The 18721-nt window shown below is 37.5% G+C and carries 13 protein-coding genes; 3 read left to right on the top strand and 10 right to left on the bottom strand.

What is annotated here, in order from left to right; genetic code table 11:
• Positions 1-2 precede the first annotated feature (2 nt).
• The 4 genes from ACP6L2_RS02815 to ACP6L2_RS02800 all read right to left on the bottom strand — a co-directional run bounded on the left by ACP6L2_RS02815 (position 3) and on the right by ACP6L2_RS02800 (position 4447).
• The gene (locus ACP6L2_RS02815; RefSeq protein ID WP_440507780.1) at positions 3-1100 is read right to left on the bottom strand and encodes an efflux RND transporter periplasmic adaptor subunit; all 1098 of its coding nucleotides are present in this window, start codon (positions 1098-1100) and stop codon (positions 3-5) included.
• Positions 1090-2358 carry a TolC family protein gene (locus ACP6L2_RS02810; RefSeq protein WP_440507779.1) on the bottom strand — a complete coding sequence of 423 codons (1269 nt, stop codon included), beginning with the start codon at positions 2356-2358 and terminating at the stop codon, positions 1090-1092. Before ACP6L2_RS02810 ends, ACP6L2_RS02815 begins: the two co-directional genes overlap by 11 nt.
• A gap of 68 nt (positions 2359-2426) precedes the next feature.
• Positions 2427-3761, bottom strand: a complete 1335-nt coding sequence (locus ACP6L2_RS02805) for a sensor histidine kinase (protein ID WP_440507778.1) — start codon at positions 3759-3761, stop codon at positions 2427-2429.
• Entirely contained in the window at positions 3758-4447 is a 690-nt protein-coding gene (locus tag ACP6L2_RS02800) for a response regulator transcription factor (protein WP_440507777.1), read from the bottom strand. The genes ACP6L2_RS02805 and ACP6L2_RS02800 overlap by 4 nt, the downstream gene beginning before the upstream one ends.
• Before the next feature lie 463 nt (positions 4448-4910).
• Here ACP6L2_RS02800 and ACP6L2_RS02795 point away from each other — a divergent pair, with 463 nt between their 5' ends.
• Positions 4911-8177: a SusC/RagA family TonB-linked outer membrane protein gene (locus ACP6L2_RS02795; protein WP_440507776.1), complete on the top strand. Its 3267-nt coding sequence runs from the start codon at positions 4911-4913 to the stop codon at positions 8175-8177.
• A 2-nt stretch (positions 8178-8179) separates the two neighbouring features.
• The gene (locus tag ACP6L2_RS02790; RefSeq protein ID WP_440507775.1) at positions 8180-9916 is read left to right on the top strand and encodes a RagB/SusD family nutrient uptake outer membrane protein; all 1737 of its coding nucleotides are present in this window, start codon (positions 8180-8182) and stop codon (positions 9914-9916) included.
• 86 nt (positions 9917-10002) lie between these two features.
• Here the strand turns inward: ACP6L2_RS02790 and rny are convergent, their stop codons facing one another.
• The 5 genes from rny to ACP6L2_RS02765 form a co-directional block, all read right to left on the bottom strand.
• Positions 10003-11562, bottom strand: coding sequence for a ribonuclease Y (rny, locus tag ACP6L2_RS02785; RefSeq protein WP_344676095.1), 1560 nt, complete (start codon positions 11560-11562; stop codon positions 10003-10005).
• A 260-nt stretch (positions 11563-11822) separates the two neighbouring features.
• A complete protein-coding gene (locus ACP6L2_RS02780; RefSeq protein WP_344676096.1) occupies positions 11823-12113 on the bottom strand; it encodes a cell division protein ZapA in 291 nt (96 codons plus the stop codon).
• Between the two features lie 49 nt (positions 12114-12162).
• Positions 12163-12471, bottom strand: coding sequence for a hypothetical protein (locus tag ACP6L2_RS02775; RefSeq protein ID WP_344676097.1), 309 nt, complete (start codon positions 12469-12471; stop codon positions 12163-12165).
• 26 nt (positions 12472-12497) lie between these two features.
• Positions 12498-14891: a phenylalanine--tRNA ligase subunit beta gene (pheT, locus tag ACP6L2_RS02770; RefSeq protein WP_440507774.1), complete on the bottom strand. Its 2394-nt coding sequence runs from the start codon at positions 14889-14891 to the stop codon at positions 12498-12500.
• 242 nt (positions 14892-15133) lie between these two features.
• Positions 15134-16330, bottom strand: coding sequence for a class I SAM-dependent methyltransferase (locus tag ACP6L2_RS02765; RefSeq protein ID WP_440507773.1), 1197 nt, complete (start codon positions 16328-16330; stop codon positions 15134-15136).
• Positions 16331-16805: 475 nt separating this feature from the next.
• Here ACP6L2_RS02765 and ACP6L2_RS02760 point away from each other — a divergent pair, with 475 nt between their 5' ends.
• On the top strand, positions 16806-17594 hold the full coding sequence (locus ACP6L2_RS02760; RefSeq protein WP_440507772.1) for a Cof-type HAD-IIB family hydrolase: 789 nt from the start codon (positions 16806-16808) through the stop codon (positions 17592-17594).
• 158 nt (positions 17595-17752) lie between these two features.
• On the opposite strand, the gene trxB is transcribed toward ACP6L2_RS02760, so the two are convergent.
• Positions 17753-18718 (bottom strand): thioredoxin-disulfide reductase, encoded by a 966-nt coding sequence (gene trxB / locus ACP6L2_RS02755; RefSeq protein WP_344672630.1) that lies wholly within the window; start codon positions 18716-18718, stop codon positions 17753-17755.
• Positions 18719-18721 lie beyond the last annotated feature (3 nt).

Here is an 18721-nt window from a genome sequence, read left to right as displayed (position 1 = left end):
TTCTACCTCCCTTTCAACTCTTCAAAGATTAACAAAGCATTACTGGCAACAACCTTTGTTTCTTGTGGAAACTTTTCAGCTACATAACTATAATCTTCATTACTATAGCGAATATCGACTTGTTTCATCTCCAAATCACAGTCATCCCGATAGATGACCACATAGTTTGCATTATTACTGAATAAAATAGCCTTATTAGGAATGGCAAAGGCACGTTGTCCTCCCTGTTGATCCTTTTCTAATAACACATCGACACTCAAACCGGGCATCAACTTTAAATTTGGATTATCAAGTACTACCCGCGCCTTCATCACATGCTCATTGGCATCAAATACGGGGTATAATTTATCAATCTTTCCCGAATACACTTGATCTGGAAATGCTAAGCTTTTAACCTTGACAGCTGCCCCAACTTTAGCAAAACGAAGGTTACTCGCAAACACATTTACCATTACCCAAACTTCTTTTAAGTTGGAAATGGAGAACAAATCATCCGATTCTGAACCAATTACTTGGCCTGGACTGATTGCCTTATGAACGATATAGCCATTTTTTGGTGCTAGAATCTGAAACTCTCCTTGACTAGTCGCACGGTATAAGCCTAAAGTTTCCTTAATACGATCCAATTCAATTTTCGCAGCATCTAATTGATGTTCTATTTCAAGAACCTCAGTTTGTGCAGCCATCCCATCTTTCAATAAATCTTGTTTGGTGAGTAGTTGTTTTTGAAGCAAAACCAATTGGTTCTCTTGAAATTTCCTTTGCTGATGTAGGGATTGAATCTCTACGGATTTGATATTTGCTAATACCTGCCCTTTTTTAACATAATCACCCAGTTCAAACTTAACTGTCTCGACAACTCCAGAAAGCAAACTCTTAAAGACCACCAAATCATTTTCATTATATTCTATTTTCCCTGGTAAACTCATCTGTTCTACCATTGCTTGCTCTTGTATGGTTTGCAATTCCGTTGATTTTTTCAATTCCGGATTCAAACAAAATTTCTCAACAGCTTCATTAGTAACCTTATCCGAACTCTCTTCCCCTTGGCAACCAAATAAAGCCACGACAAGAAATCCATATGTCCATTTAATTTTCATATCCCTGTGTACCTGATCCTAAAAGGAACTGCAATTCCTCATAGCGTTGTAAATAATTCTCTTGTATTCCAAATTTTGCTTGTTGTGCATTTTGGTATGCTTGGGCAAAATCCAAGTACTCCAATAACGTGATTTGATGTTCCGTCAACTGTTTCCGGAATTTTGATAAAAGGTCCTGTCCACTATCTGCTTCCTGGTCATCCCATGAAAGAATTAATTTCTCTAATCGTGTCAGTTCCTGATAAACATGTACTATTTGGACTTCTAACTCTTGTTCTAAATATTGTTTCTGTGCAGTCTCTTGTTCTACTTGATTTTTTGCAGCCTTTATGTTTCCTTTATTGCGGTTAAATAAGGGTAAATCAACCTTAACACCAATACCTACAAAATTTTGCATGATATTTCCTCCTCGCTCAAAAGCTACGGAAGTAGTTAAATCAGGTTTTGCATTGGCTTTTTCCAATTGAAACTCCTGTTCCGATTTAATCAAATTTCTTTCCTGCAATTTGATTTGAAAGTTTTGATCCCTCGCTAAGCTTATTAAATGATCATATGATTTAGGTAAATTCTTCAATTGAAACTTAGGAAATCGCAAATCCGTTATGGACAGATTAGCTATGCGTGTCAATACTTTTAATTGGTCTAAGGCTTCTTGTTCTTTACTTCTTAGGGTAAAAACTTCCTTTTCTATACTGAGGAGTTCACTTTGTATGCGGTAGTAGGCAGCTGATGAAACATGTAATTTAGCAGCTTGCTTAGCATATAAATCCCGCAATTGAGTAAAGGATTCCATGCTTTCTTCCAACAAGCTTAATTCTTGTTTGGTGAGGGCCAATTGATAATAGGCTATTCGTAATTCATACTTTAAAGACCAAAGCAATTCTTCGAATGATATGGCTTTTGCATCTAATTCTGTTTGTCGAATTGCTACGCGCTTTTTTCTTTTCCCAGCGGTCTCAATTAATTGTTCGAGCTCCAATCCAAACTGTTGTTTCTTTCCAAACTTCCCAAACAGCAAAGGCTGCTCTTCTACAGTAGAGTTAGACCATAAGTTCACATTATCCAAACTTAAACTAGGATTCGGCCACACACGTTCTTGTGCCAATTTAGCTTCTGCTTGCCCAATCTCATATTTAGCCGCTAGAATACGGAGGTTATTCTTTAAAAAAGTGGCTTCCAAAGCCTCCAAATCATAGTTTTGTGACCAGACTTGAAGACTAAAGCAGCCAAACGCAAGAAGTAAGAGAATTTTCTTCACCTTATTATTTTTTCTACAAACCTAAGGCATGCAGATTAAGGTGGTTTTGGGATTACATTAGAATTGAATTAGAATCGAAGAATGATCCTTGTTCCAGTGGAATCTGATTCTATATCAAGATTGATCCCATGATATTTGAAGATAATATTAGCCATAGAAAGCCCTATTCCTTTTCCAGAAAAAGTTTTTGTATTCGATGCACGGTAAAAATTCTGACGTACCTGTTCCAAATCAGCTGTTGGAATTCCAATTCCTTGATCTTTAATTTCTAACAGTAACCGGTCTTCTTCCTCCCATAAACGGAGATTTATCAAATTGTTATTGGAATATTTGATCGCATTTTCAATGAGATTATTCAAAGCCAAAGCGAGTAATCGATCATTACCCTCCCAAGTCAATAGATCAGGGTTTTGAACCTCAATTTTCACATCAATCTTAGCATGATGGTATAATACAGCTTGTTCAATGACTTGCCAGACAATTTCATCCATCCGTAATTTTTGGAACTCAAAGCTCGTCTTTGCACCAGACAACAACATCATTTGCTCTAAGTTATCCTGCAAATCATTTGTATATTGTTGCAACTGTAATATGACTTGCTCATATTCTGCAACCGTTCGCTCCCGTTGCTTAGTTACTTCTAGGGTTCCCATTAGCGCTGTAATCGGTGTTCTTAGCTCATGGGAAACATAATCTATAAAGTTCTTCTGTACAGCAAAGGTCTGCGCTATTCGATCCACAAAATGATTATAGGTATTGACAAGATCCTGAATCTCAGAATAGGATTTCGTTAATTGTATTGGGACATCAAAGTTTTGACTGTCACGTTCTTTTATCTGATCGATGACTTTTATGATAGGCTGATACGCAATATAACCCAAAAATCGAGAAAAGAAATAGATCACCAATAAACCCGCTAAAAATGCAAGGATTAAAATATGCGATAAAGTCTGCAGTTGCTCATTAAATTCGACCTTAGATTCTCGAGACAAAACCACAAAATCCCCCTGATTATCCTGATAATAGAGACCATTGTAAAAGAAAGATTCGGTATTAAAATGAGCCTTTCCATTTCTCTTCACTTGCTCAAAAAATCCCTTAGGTAAAACTAAGTCATGCGCCATATCACCATCTACTTGCTTTGTCAGACTATCAAAAACAGCAATATTCTTCCTTGAAATGGTTTTTTGTAATTGGTTTTGAATCTGTGCATGCTCCAAACTGCTTAATTCATCTTGTTCAAGATAGTAAATAGCCGCAAGCAAGGTTTTATTTTCCAAAGCATGTTCTTCCATATGCTCCCTTTGAACGTAATAGGCAAAATAGATGATGACCGAAATCAACATGGTCAACACCGAAAATATAGCTATGGAGTATAAAGAAAGTCTATGCTTTAGTTTCATGTGTCATATTTAAACATATAACCAATCCCTTTTACTGTAAAAATGAACTTCTCATTGCTTACCTCTATTTTATTGCGTAGGTAGGAAATATAAACATCGACCACATTACTATGATTATCGAAGGTTATCCCCCACACAGCATTCAGTATTTGCATACGTGACACCGTCCGGTTTTTATTATCCACCAAATACAACAAGAGCTTCAATTCTTTGGGCGAAAGCTCAACTATTTCATCTGCAACACTGACCATGTATTGATCCTTATCGATCAATAGGTCGCCAAATCTTAATTGGGAGTTTTCTGGCTTACTTTTTACCTGTAGCTGCTTCCTTCTTAGAAGTGCTTGCAATCTAGAGAGTAACTCATCAAAATGAAATGGTTTGGTCAGGTAATCATCAGCGCCCGAATTTAAGGCGGTCACCTTATCTTGAACAGCATTTAATGCACTTAACATTAATACTGGAGTATAATTCCCTTTATACCTTAAGGTCTGCACGAATTGAATACCGTCCATACCAGGCAACATAATATCGACGATGATCAAATCAATGGGCAAATCCAAATAGTTTCCCTCATAAACCGCCTCAGCACTTTTACACAAGGATACGACATAAGATGCCTCTTCTAATCCTTTGATTAAAAAAGAACTAATACGCAAATCATCCTCAATTAACAAAACGTGCATGTAAATACGATTTGCACAAAATTAAACATATTAAAGTGGTATATAGAAAACTAGGAGATTTCTAATCTAACTCTAATGTGATTAGCTATAGAACTATACAACTAAATCACACGATAAAGGAAGTTCATTGTTTATTAGTAAGATCATAAAAACCATCAAATAATAGAAAAACATATTTTAACATTTACCAACTTGTTACAGAACAATAAAAGAAATTTTCCAACAAAAAGCTCAATTAATAAACATAATTAAAGGTTCGTGCATTAAAAAGTAAATATTTCATAAATGAATAAAGCATGTAATTTATATTTATATCAACTTAAACAATTTGAATAAACCCAAAAAATCTACCTTAAAATAGTTTATTAAAATTTTGATTGAACTTCATTATTTAATAACAAAACCTTAATTAAAGAACAACATTGTAACCGTTTTTTTGTACCACAATACTTAAACTATTTCCATGAAAAAGAATTATGCTATTTTGCCTATTCTTATAGGCATAACCATTTGTTCTTGGACGGAGGTCACCGCACATACGCATGCGTTTTGGACTCACCGAGAAAGTCACATTTTGGGACAAAGTGTGATTAAAGGGCGGATTGTCGATGCAGACGGACAGGCACTATCAGGAGTATCTGTTCGCAACAGCACAACCGGGACAGTCACGCAAACCAATGAAAACGGTGAATTCGAAATCGCTGGAGCGATAGGAAATGAACTCCGTATTACTATGGTTGGATACAATTCTCAAACTTTAACCATTAAAAACCAAGTCACAAACATTACCCTTGTGCAATCCAATGAGTCATTGGATGAAGTAGTTGTAGTTGGTTATGGCCGTCAAAAGAAAGTGAATCTAACGGGTTCGGTTGCTCAGGTAGACTCCAAAGTTTTTGAAGATCGCCCAGTGGCCAATGCAACTCAAGCTTTGCAGGGAGCTATCCCGAATTTAAACATCAATTTCACCAATGGTAGACCCGGAGGTGGCGGAAATGTAAATATTCGAGGCTTCGCATCCATTAACTCCGCCAATGCAGCCCCTTTGGTTCTAATAGATGGTGTTCCTGGCGACATCAACCGTATTAACCCCCGTGATATTGAATCCGTATCTGTTCTGAAGGATGCTTCGGCTGCAGCAATTTACGGTGCTCGTGGAGCTTTTGGTGTTATGTTAGTTACGACAAAAAGAGGTAAAGCAGGTAAAATGAACATTAGTTACAGCAATAACTTCGGTTCCTCTGGGCTTACGGTTAGAACAGATTTTATCACCAGTGGTTATGATGCTGCCATCCTAAACGATGAAGCCTTCGTTCGAGCTACGGGTAACCGCTATACCGGATATACCGATGAAGATTATGCTGAACTTTTGAAACGCAAAGAGGATCCATCCCTTCCTTCGGTGGTTATACAAAACAGAAACGGTAAGGACCAATATGTATACTATGGAAACACAGATTGGTGGAACACCTTCTACCGTGACAAAATGAACTCCATGGAACATTCCTTAACTTTTTCTGGAGGCTCAGAAAAAATAGACTATTATATTTCTGGTCGTCTTTACGAGAAAGGCGGAATGATGAAAGTTATCCAAGATAAATTTGACTCTTATAATTTACGTTCGCGTATTAATGGTCAAGTAACAGACTGGCTTAAAGTAAGCGACAATTTCCAATTAAACTACCAAAATTATACCTACCCAGGATGGAATTCAAATGTCGATGCCAATAACAACTTTATCTCAACTACAGTACACGCACTACCCTCATACGTTCCTGTAAATCCTGATGGAACAGCAACCTATAGAACAGAAATAAACAACTACAATATTGGTGATGGTATTATGGCAGATTTACTTCATGGTAAATCTAAAGGAGGTGAAAAAGAGTATGAATTTGTGAATTTATTTGAAGCAGTAGCACAGATAACTCCAGATTTAATGATTACTGGTAATTATACCTTCTCTTATAATCCTGTAAATAGGTTTAACAGAAGGACTATGGCTCCTTGGTCTATTTATCCTGGAGAAATTAGCTATTTAGGGAATGATCAATTTACGGAATCAATAGGATTAACAAAAAAACACTCTGCTAACCTCTTTGCTAACTTCAATAAACAAATAGGTGATCATCACATTGGCGCAACAGCGGGTTTTAACCAGGAACTTCATGTTTGGAAAAATATTGGTGGTACTGCCACTAACTTACTTTCTGAAGACCTTAATGATTTTAACTTAGGTACAGGTTTACCAACTATCAATGGTGGTGCTGATTCCTGGGCGTTGCAGGGTTTCTTTGGTCGTATTAACTATGATTATCAAGGTCGTTATTTATTAGAAGTAAATGGACGGTACGATGGAACCTCCAAATTCCCTAAAGATCAACGCTGGGGCTTCTTCCCTTCTTTCTCTGCCGGATGGCGTATTATGGAAGAACCTTTCCTACAATCAGCTAAAAACATTGTTAATGAGGCTAAGTTAAGAGTATCCTATGGTTCTCTAGGAAATGCACAAGAAGCCGCTGTATTTGGGTACATGGAATTATTAAATGCTGGAACAAGCAATTATATTTTCAACGGAACTAAGATGCAGTATCTTAGTGCTCCAACTCCGATATCACCAAACCTAACTTGGGAAAGAACAAATACCTTAAACTTTGGTGCAGACTTAGAATTCTTAAGGAACCGTCTTACCACTTCGTTCGACTTTTTCGTTCGCGAAACTTTAGATATGCTTATCCCTGGTAAATCCTTGCCTTCTGTATATGGAGCAGCTTCTCCACGAACTAATGCGGGTGATTTAAGAAACGTAGGGTGGGAACTTTCATTAGCATGGAAAGATCAATTTATGATCAATGAAAAACCTTTCGGATATAATTTTAGTTTAGGATTATCGGATTCAAAAGCGAAAATCACACGTTTTGACAACAGAGAATTCCTATTAAACAATTATTATGTAGGCCAGACTTTAGGCGAGATTTGGGGCTATAAAACCGATGGACTGTTTTCTTCCAATGAAGAAGCAGCTAATTGGAAAATAAATCAGGATTTTGTTGACAAACAACGTTTATCTGCGCCAGGCGATTGGTCTAAATTACAAGCGGGTGATTTAAAATTTGCAGATATCTCCGGACCAAATGGTGTACCAGATGGAATCGTAAATAATGGTACAAATAAGCTAAATGATAGAGGAGATATGGTCATCATTGGAAACAGCCGAGCACGTTATAATTTTGGTATCAACCTTGGCGCAAATTGGCAAGGCTTTGATGTCTCTGCTTTCTTCCAGGGAATAGGTAAGCAAAATTGGTGGCCAGGAAATAATGCGGATAAATTCTGGGGTCCTTATTCTAGGCCGTATTACTCTTTCATCCCTAAGGATTTCAATGATGATGTATGGACACCTGAAAATACAGATGCCTACTTCCCATTATTAAGAGGATACATCGCTTTAAATGATCGTGGTTCATTAAACGTGAAAACAGATCGTTATCTACAAGATTTGGCTTATATCCGTTTGAAAAATCTAACGATTGGCTACACCTTGCCTTTAAGCATTGCAAGCAAGGTAAAACTTAACAATGCCAGAATTTATGTTTCTGGCGAGAACATTTGGACAGCCACAAAATTAAGATCAAAATATATTGATCCAGAACAGGCTGCTCAAGAGGCCAACGGTAGAGCTTACCCTTATTCTAAAACATTTTCTTTTGGTATTGACTTCACTTTTTAATTATGAAAAACTTAACATATATATTCATCATAGCAGTTCTTGCACTCAGTTCATGCAACAAGGACTATTTGGATAGAGAACCTGATTCTAGAATCCCTCCTGGTTCTTCTTTTAAAAGTGTAAAAGATTTAGAGTTATATACAAACTCATTTTATACGGCATTCCCCTCCGCTGAAGGTGTTTATAACGAATCCGTAGACAACATTGTAAAGACAACATTAGATGATGCTATCACAGGAAAAAGATTAGTTCCTACAACTGGTGGTGGTTGGTCTTGGGGTGATCTTAGAAACATTAATTTCTTCCTTGCCAATGCTTTTCAGACAGTTGCTCGTCCTGAGGTAGAGCCTTATGCTGGTGTTGCTCGATTCTTTCGCGCATACTTCTATTTCAACAAAGTAGCCGCATTTGGCGATGTGCCTTGGTATGGTAATGTTATTGATGTTAATGATACTACTGCATTAATGAAAAAACGTGATTCGCGTGTTTTAGTAGTCGATTCTATTTTAGCTGACTTAGACTATGCTATTGCTAAATTAAGCAGTAAAAAATCGGATGAGCGTGTTACTAAATGGACCGCTTTAGCATTAAAATCTAGAGTGGCTTTGTTTGAAGGAACGTTTAGAAAATACCACAGCCATTTGGCATTACCTAATGCGGATAAATTACTCCAACAATCAGCAGAAGCTGCCAAAACCTTAATCGACGCTGCTCAATATGAAGTTTACACCGATGCCGGAGTCCAATCTTATGGTGCTTTGTTTAGTTCGGTCAACGCCATTCCTAAGGAGGTGATTCTAGCTCGTAAGTTCTCTGACGCTTTACAAATATGGCATAATGTAAACTATTATACCATCACGGCTTCTTATGGTAAGCCCGGTCTAGAGAAAAACCTGGTAAACTCCTACCTCATGAAAGATGGTACACGATTCACTGATAAAGCAGGATATGCAACAATGACATTCTTGGAAGAAGTCAAAAACCGCGATCCTCGTTTAAGCCAAACAATCCGAACTCCTGGCTACACACGTATTGGCGGTGCTAAACCAATAGCTCCAAATTTTGGAAACTCGGTTACGGGTTATCAATTGATCAAGTTTGTAGGCGATGTAAAATATGATAATTACAACCGTTCTGAAAACGACATGCCAGTATTCCGTTATGCAGAGGTATTATTAAATTATGCTGAAGCTAAAGCTGAATTAGGAACCTTAACCCAAGCCGACTTGGATATTTCAATTAACAAATTACGCGCACGTGTGGAAATGCCTAATATGAATTTAAGCGCTGCTAATAGCAATCCTGATCCTTATCTAGCTAACGATTATCCTGCCGTAGGAGGTGCCATGAAAGGGGCTATATTGGAGGTCCGCAGAGAGAGAAGGATTGAATTAGTAATGGAGTCATTCCGTTGGAATGATATTTTACGTTGGAAAGCTGGACAATTTCTAGTTCGTCAATTTAAAGGCATGTACTTCCCTGGAATTGGCAAATTCGATCTTGATGGTGACGGTAAAGAAGACGTCTGGATCTATGAAGGCACAAAGCCTACTGCCCCAGGTGTACAAATCCTAAAATTGAATTCCGAAATAATTTTGGAGAATGGTAAAAGTGGAAATGTATTAATCAATGCCCATATTAAAAAGGAATTTAAAGAAACCCGCGATTACCTCTCGCCAATTCCAACAAATGATTTAGAATTAAATGAAAATCTAGTACAAAATCCTGAATGGAAATAATCCAATGATATAGAATCATTTATAAATTAAAAGTCCCATCAGTAAAATGATGGGACTTTTAAATATATTAAGATTTTAAATCTCTTCTATTTTGCATAAGAAACAGAACGTGTTTCTCGAATCACCGTAACTTTAATTTGACCTGGATAAGTCATTTCTGTTTGAATACGGTTAGAAAGATCTGCTGCTAATATTTCTGCTTGTGCATCAGAAACCTTTTCACTTTCCACAACAACACGTAATTCACGTCCTGCTTGGATAGCAAATGTTTTTTCTACTCCTGGGTAAGATAAAGCTAAATCCTCTAATTCTTTTAGACGTTTAATATAGCTTTCTACCACCTCACGACGTGCACCTGGTCTAGCACCTGAAATCGCATCACATGCTTGTACGATAGGTGAAATCATGGAAGTCATTTCAATTTCATCGTGGTGAGCACCAATAGCATTACAAACATCTGGGTGTTCCTTGTATTTTTCTGCTAATTGCATACCTAGGATAGCGTGAGGAAGCTCTGGGTTATCATCGGGCACTTTACCGATATCATGTAACAACCCAGCACGTTTAGCATGCTTAACGTTCAAGCCTAATTCAGCAGCCATTGTAGCTGCAAAATTTGCAACCTCTCTGGAGTGTTGTAATAGGTTTTGACCATAAGACGATCTATAACGCATTCTACCAACCATACGGATTAACTCCGGATGTAGGCCATGAATTCCTAAGTCAATAACCGTACGCTCACCAATTTCTACGATTTCATCCTCAATTTGCGTACGTGTCTTCGCAACAACCTCCTCAATACGAGCTGGGTGAATACGACCATCCGTAACCAAACGGTGTAAGGATAAACGAGCAATTTCACGACGTACTGGATCAAATCCAGAAAGGATAATTGCCTCAGGCGTATCATCAACAATGATCTCTACACCAGTTGCAGCCTCTAAAGCACGGATATTACGTCCTTCACGTCCAATGATACGACCTTTAATCTCATCATTCTCGATGTTAAAGATGGAAACGGTATTTTCAATTGCTGATTCAGTAGCTGTACGTTGAATGGTTTGAATAACCACTTTTTTAGCTTCTTTAGAAGCCGTTAATTTTGCTTCGTCTACTATATCTTTAATTTGCATGATCGCTTGCGATCTAGCCTCTTCACGTAAGGAAGTTACCAATTGCTCTTTTGCCTCATCAGCCGAAAGACCAGCTATGGTTTCTAATTGTTTGATATGCTGACCTTTTAATACTTCAACCTCATCGCGTTTCTTCTCGTTCACCTCCAACAATTGTTCAAGCTTCTTATTCTTGTTATCTAATTCCTGTTTTTCACGGTTTAGATTTTCCAATTTTTGGTTCATGGATTGCTCTTTTTGACGAATAGAATTCTCCTTTTGAGCAACGGTATTATTGCGTTGACTTACTTCCTTTTCATGTTCCGCTTTCAACTGAAGGAATTTCTCCTTAGCTTCCAATTGACGTTGTTTCTTTACGTGTTCTGCTTGTTGTTCAGCATCCTTAATGATCTGAGCTGCTTTTTCTGTCGCTGATTGTTCTTGTTTCTTGAACAACATCTGCAGCAGATATCGTCCAATAAAAACACCGACAACCAGTGCAATTATTATTGATATAGTAGTTGATAACTCCATTTTTATTGATTTAATATGTTAATGTAATAGCAATTATTTTCCAAAAAAAAACCGCAATTAAATTAATCAGGTACCATGTATTATTAAACTTCGATTACACATGATTTGAGCGTATGATCATGACCCAGATGGCTTTCGCAAAATGGCCTACATCTTTTAATTGCTCGTGATATTGAAGCGTTAAGTTTAAAATAGTGACAACCCGAATTTAATTGCGGCAAATTCGTCGTTAGTAGCTCTAAAATATAAGAACGCAAACGTTATTTCTTAAAGAAGTCTGTCAGTAAATTATCCAATTCGTGAATGCTTTGTTCCAAACCTACATCTAGGTTCTGGGCGTTTTTCTCCGCCTTAATCATCCCTGTTGCGTATTGTAATACACACATGGACAATAAATCTTGCTTATCACGAACTGCATAATTATCCTGCAGTTCCTTTATTTTTTCGTTTATTAACTTCGCTGCATGTCGAATTACCTCTTCCTCTTCCGTGTCAACACGTAATGGATATACTCGATCAGCGATATTTATTTTTATGGAAATTTCTCCCATTTTTCTTGAGCTTAATAACGTAATAAATCTTTACCTAAATCCACTTTCCCTACTTCAAAAGACTTATACATTTGTCTATTTCTCGCACAAAATCGTTAATTTTTTGTTTTGTGTCAAGTATTTTTTCATTTATAGCGGTTTTATCTACCTCGGAGTTGTCCAAAGATTTCGCAACAGCTAAGGCTTTCACCTTCTCTTCCAATTGCTTAACCTTTTCAGAACTCGTCTCAAAGGCCACTTGCAACGATTGAACTTCTAGTTTTAACAAGTCGTTTTCCTCTTGCAAGGCTTCACTCAATTGAATCATGTTTTTCGTTTTCTCAACGATAATATTCATTTGGGAAGTTAAAGACGCCATATTTTTTCGCAATTTTATGTTTTCGTTTAGCGCACGGATGCACCTACTTCTTTCTCAAAGTTAACAATTAATTTTTGAATTATGCCATCAATCTGTTTGTCCGTTAACGTTTTTTCCTCATCCTGAAGAACAAAACTTAAGGCATAAGATTTCTTGCCCTCCGCAAGTTTATCACCTTTATAGACATCAAAGATCTGAACATCCTTCAATAACTTCCGCTCTGTACGATTCGCAATTAAACGTAATTGCTCAAAACTAACCTGATCATCCAATAATAAGGCTAAATCACGGCGTACAGATGGGAATTTAGATACTTCCTTATACGTAATCTTATTCTTTTTGATCACTTTAATCAATAAATCCCAATCAAACTGAGCAAAGAATATCGGTCCACTAACATCAGCTGTTTTCAAGTTTGCTTTAGATACCGCACCGAAAGAAACTAATACCTTCTCTCCTTTTTTATAACTCAATCCGTAATCAAAGTAATTTCCTTCATAGTCTTCTACACGAATACCTTCAACTTTGAGACGCTTAACAATGGCATCTACAGCCGCTTTGATATCATAAAAGCTTACTGTTTTACTATCGCCATTCCATTGTGCTGGCTCTTTCTTACCAGCAATCGCAAGCGCAAATAATTGCTTCTCTACATACTCCCCGTCTAATAACTGATATGAACGACCATATTCAAATACTTTAAGATCGGCATGCTTGCGGTTTTGATTGTAGCCAATAGCAGTTAATGCTGAAAACAACAGATTCTGACGCATTACATCTAAATCTGAACTTAAAGGATTTAATAACTTAACAGCGGTTTCGGCGTTCTCCAAGTAATCATCCTTGGTAAGCGAGTTGCTTAATATTTCACGGTATCCATTAGCAATTAATAAATCAGCAATCTGATTTAAAACTAATTCTTTATCAGGTTTTTCAGACGTGTTAAGTGAAGCTTTAATTTGGGTCTTTAACTCAATATTGTTATAGCCATAAATGCGTAAAACTTCTTCCACAACATCGATTTCACGAGTTACGTCTACTTTGTATGGCGGAACTAAAAGATCCATTCCTTCGGATGTTTCGTTTTTAGTTTCAATGCCTAAACTTTGGATAATTTCTTTGATGGTATCCGCTGGAATATCTTTTCCAATAACCCGTTGAATATTACGGTAACTTACTGGAAAAGCAAACGCTTCAATCGGATTAGGGTATAAATCGACCACTTCTGATGAAACCTCTCCTCCTGCTACCTCTGCGATCAATAAAGCTGCCTTTTTCAAAGCAGTGACTGTAATATCAGGGTTTGTACCGCGTTCAAAACGGAAAGAGGAATCAGTCTTCAAACCATGACGTTTCGATGTCTTACGCACGGAAACAGGATGAAAATAAGCCGATTCTAAAAAGATGGAAGTAGTTGATTCTGTAACCCCAGAGTACTCACCTCCAAATACCCCTGCAATACACATTGGTTTTTCGGCATCTGCAATCACTAAATCCTCAGCAGATAATTTACGTTCGACCCCATCTAGGGTTTTGAACAACTCTCCTTCTTGAGCCTTACGCACAACAACTTTATTTCCAACTATCTTATCGACATCAAATGCATGTAAAGGTTGACCTAAATCATGCAGGATATAATTCGTTACATCTACAATATTATTGATAGAACGAACCCCAATAGCAGCTAATTTTGAACGCAGCCATTCTGGAGATTCACCAACTTTAATGTTTTTAATGTTTACACCAGAATAACGTGGTGCATCTTCACTTGCTAAGACTTCTACTGTTGACCCTTTCGCCTCGCTCACTTTGAACGATTCGGTATCAATTGGCTTCAAATTAGCTCGGAAGTAAGCGGCTAAATCGCGCGCTACACCTAAATGAGATGCTGCATCAGCACGATTAGGTGTTAAACCAATCTCATAGCAATAATCATCTTCCATATTGAAATATGATTTTACCAAAGATCCAACCTCTGCATCTTCAGACAACTCAACTAAACCAGCATGAGATGTGCCCAAACCGATTTCATCCTCACCACACAGCATACCTTCAGAAACCTCACCACGAATTTTTGATTTGGTGATTTTAAAAGGTTCACCAGTCGTAGGGTGACAGGTCGTGCCTACTTGTGCAACAATTACTTTTAACCCTTGACGAACATTTGGAGCTCCACAAACAATATTTAATAATTCTGGACCTCCAACATTAACTGTTGTAATTCTTAATTTATCAGCATTTGGATGTTGTTCACAGGTAATCACCTCACCCACTACCAAACCAGCCAAACCGCCTGGAATACTTTGCTCTACCTCTAATGATTCAACCTCAAGGCCAATATCAGTTAGAATTAAAGAAAGCTCTTCCGGAGTTTTTGTTATATCAATGAAATTTTTTAACCAATTATATGAAATTCTCATTCTTTTATTTTTTCGAAAAACAAAGATAGGACTTTATGCGCGAAATGCACAGCCAAAAAGCGCATATACTTCATTGGAATTCCAATATTTTCACATTCTTAGGAAGGGATATTCAAAAATTTCGAAATCTATGCATTTATCCCCTTATAGTATCTTGTCATGAGGATTACAAACAGGTGAAAAAATAGCATAAAATCAATGCTATTTCATGGAAAATAAAATCCTAAAATGAGTAGAAAAACCTATTGCGCGACTTTTTCTAGTCCGCAAAGTCTTTCTAAATGATGGTATTCCAATCCAAAATACTGTTTCAAAGACTCCAATTTCTTCAAAACCCGATCCTGAACTTCTGGTTTGATGGCTTTCTTTTGAGCAACAATCATCACATTTTTCGGCGTATGTTGATCGGAAATAAATTGCATGACTTTGGTGTCATATCCATAGTAATTCAGAATCAATGCTCGGATACTATCGGTCAACATTTCTGCATGACGCTCCAAGAAAATACCGTACTGGGTCATAAAATCTAAATCATTTGACAATTTTGACTTTTCCAGCTCTCTTCGAACTTGTTTATGGCAACATGGCGCTACCACAATTAAAGCTGCTTCATCCTGAATCCCTTTAAAAATAGCATCATCTGTAGCCGTATCACAAGCATGTAATGCGATCAATACATCCATCTTCTCTTCAGCCTGATAATCGACTATGCTACCTTCCACAAAATGCAGGTCATCAAAACTAGCCTCCTGGGATACTTGATTACAAAATTCCACCAAATCCTTACGGTATTCTACTCCGGTAACTTGAACATCACGGTTTAGGGTATAGCGTAGATAATCATACAGCGCAAAAGTCAAGTAACCTTTACCCGATCCCATATCCACAACTTGTACTTTTCGTTCGGCTGGCAATTCCTTCAAGGAAGTACTTAACAGTTCAATATAATGGTTGATTTGCTTCCATTTATCCTGCGCATTTTTGTACACTTTACCTGAGGCATCCGTTAAATTAAGAGACTGTAAGTACTTCTTAGATAAATCATTTAATTTACGCTCCTTATGATGATCATGTTGCAAGCTGACTTGATTCTGTATTAGCCCTTGTTCCTTACGTTCATGCCAATCCCCCTTTTTATTTCGCTGTAAAAACAAGATTTCCTTACCACGATTTAAATTTAGCGAACGAAACCCTTTGAACTCTGTCAACCTAAGAAATTCAGCTAAATAATCAGATAAGGCAAAGTTCTTCGTAATATCTTTGGTCTTATACCGATAAACAAAAGACAGCATCAATTCACGCTTTATCTCGACCAATTTCACATATACATTTTCCAATTCAGGAATGGAACCCCTGTAATTTGAAAAAGTTAATTTCTGCAAATCTCTTTGCTGTATACCTTCCTCGATCGCTATAATAAAATCATCAAATGCTGCCATGTTCTTTTATTGAGATACAAAGATACTAAAACTAGGACAAGCATTGAGAACCTCATCCAGTATTTCCAGCAAATTCCCCAAATGTTTACGCAGTCCTTCCTGCACTCTTATTTAAAAAACAAACATTACTCCAACTTAATAATCAGGTCAAAACGAACATCACTCACCACAAACGACTTTATAGGAAGCACAAATTCTGTTGTCTTTTGTCTGATGTTTAACCGTCTCTTACAGAGGTTTTATTCGAGACTGCTTCGGATCTCCTTCGGAACTTGTTCGGATCTCCTTCGGATCTCGTTCGGTTAGAAGCGAACGAGATCCGAAGGAGATCCCTATTAGATCCTAAGAAATTCCCTAAGCGTATCGAAGCAAACTCAAGGAAAACTATAAGGAATAACGAAGCATTCCACCATGATTTAACATAAATATGATGTTTATTATGTGGTTATGTTGCTATATAGGTTTACCTTTGGACATGCAGTATCCAACAATAAAAGCCGTGTTTTTTGATATTGACGGCACACTATTAAGTTTTAAGACACACGAAGTCCCAACATCTACAAAAAAAGCCATCGAAGAATTACAGAAAAAAGGCATCAAATGCATCGTTTCTACAGGTCGTTCCATCAACAGCATTGATCATATTAAGTTTTTAGATTTTGATGGGTATATTACCTTCAACGGTGGATATTGTGTGACCCATGATTTCGAAGTTCTCTCCCGCCAAGCAATTGACCAGCGAGATATACAGTCAGTGTTGGATTATGCAAAGAAACAGCCACTGAGCTTCTCATTCATGTCTGAACAGGAAATCACCATACATGATGTTACGCCAGAGATTGCAGGTATGTATGCCCACTTGAATCTACCGGTACCGAAATTGGTCAATATGGATACGGTAGACACCAGCAGCATTTTACAGACCAATATTTTCTTAGGTCCTGATGAAGAAAAGGAATTTATGGCTCAGGTGATGCCGAATTCTTTAGCTTCCAGATGGACACCATTGTTTGCAGATGTGAACCCGAAGGGACTAAGCAAAAAAGTTGGTATTGATATCTTTTGCAAGCATTTTGGAATAGACATCGCAGAAACGATGGCTTTTGGGGATGGTGGAAATGACATCAGTATGCTACAGCATGTGGCAATCGGAGTAGCGATGGGTAATGCAAATCCGGAGGTAAAAGCAATCGCTGATTATACAACCGATGAGGTGGATGATGATGGAATATGGAATGCACTTAAGCATTTTGAAGTATTGTAATTATTCAGAACCTTATCAATTACTTAATTCACAATAACATATTTATAAACAACACAATAGTAATATTTTATTAAAGTAAAAAACAAACTAAAAATTATCTATAAAACACAAAAAAGGGGAAACAAATTGTTTCCCCTTTTTAAAATATTGATAAGGTCTTAAGCGATATCTGCTTTAGCCATTAAATAACGTTCAGCCTCTAATGCAGACATACATCCTGTACCAGCAGCTGTAATCGCTTGGCGGTAGACATGATCTTGAACATCACCACAAGCAAAAACACCTGGGATATTTGTTGCTGTACTATCTGCTTTTGTTTTTAGGTAGCCGGTCTCATCCATATCCAAGATACCTTGGAACAACTCTGTATTCGGCTTATGTCCGATTGCTACGAAGAAACCTGTAATATCCAAATGTTGGGTTTCTTTCGTTTGGTTATTCACAACACGGATTCCAGTAACCACTTGGCCATCGCCAAGGATTTCTTCAGCTTCAGAATTGTATAATACTTCGATATTATCGGTGTTCATTACACGGTGAACCATCGCTTTAGAAGCTCTAAATTCATCGCGACGAACAAGCATATATACCTTACGGCAAAGTTTAGCTAGATAGGTTGCTTCTTCAGCAGCGGTATCACCAGCTCCTACGATAGCGACATCTTGTCCTTTAAAGAAAAATCCATCACAAACCGCACATGCAGAAACTCCGAATCCATTGTACTTTTGTTCAGAATCAAGTCCTAACCATTTTGCGGTTGCACCAGTAGCAATGATGACAGTCTCAGCCTCAATGGTTTTAACACCATCAACCTCTACTGTATGTATACCTCCATCTTTGGAGAAATCTACTTTTGTAGCATATCCGAAACGAACATCAGTACCAAAGCGTTCTGCTTGAGCACGTAGATCTTCCATCATTACGGGACCAGTAATTCCTTTCGGATATCCTGGAAAGTTATCCACTTCTGTGGTTTGTGTCAATTGACCACCCGGTACCATACCAGTGTACATTACGGGTTTCATGTCAGCACGAGCTGCATAGATTGCTGCAGTATATCCAGCAGGACCTGATCCAATAATTAGACAGGTTACTCTTTCTACTGCTTCTTCAGTTTTGATCATAAT

The organism is Sphingobacterium lactis (assembly GCF_051951495.1).
GTDB lineage: Bacteria > Bacteroidota > Bacteroidia > Sphingobacteriales > Sphingobacteriaceae > Sphingobacterium > Sphingobacterium lactis_A.
The sequence above is the reverse complement of the archived record's forward strand: the minus strand, read 5'-3'. Positions and strand labels throughout refer to the sequence as shown.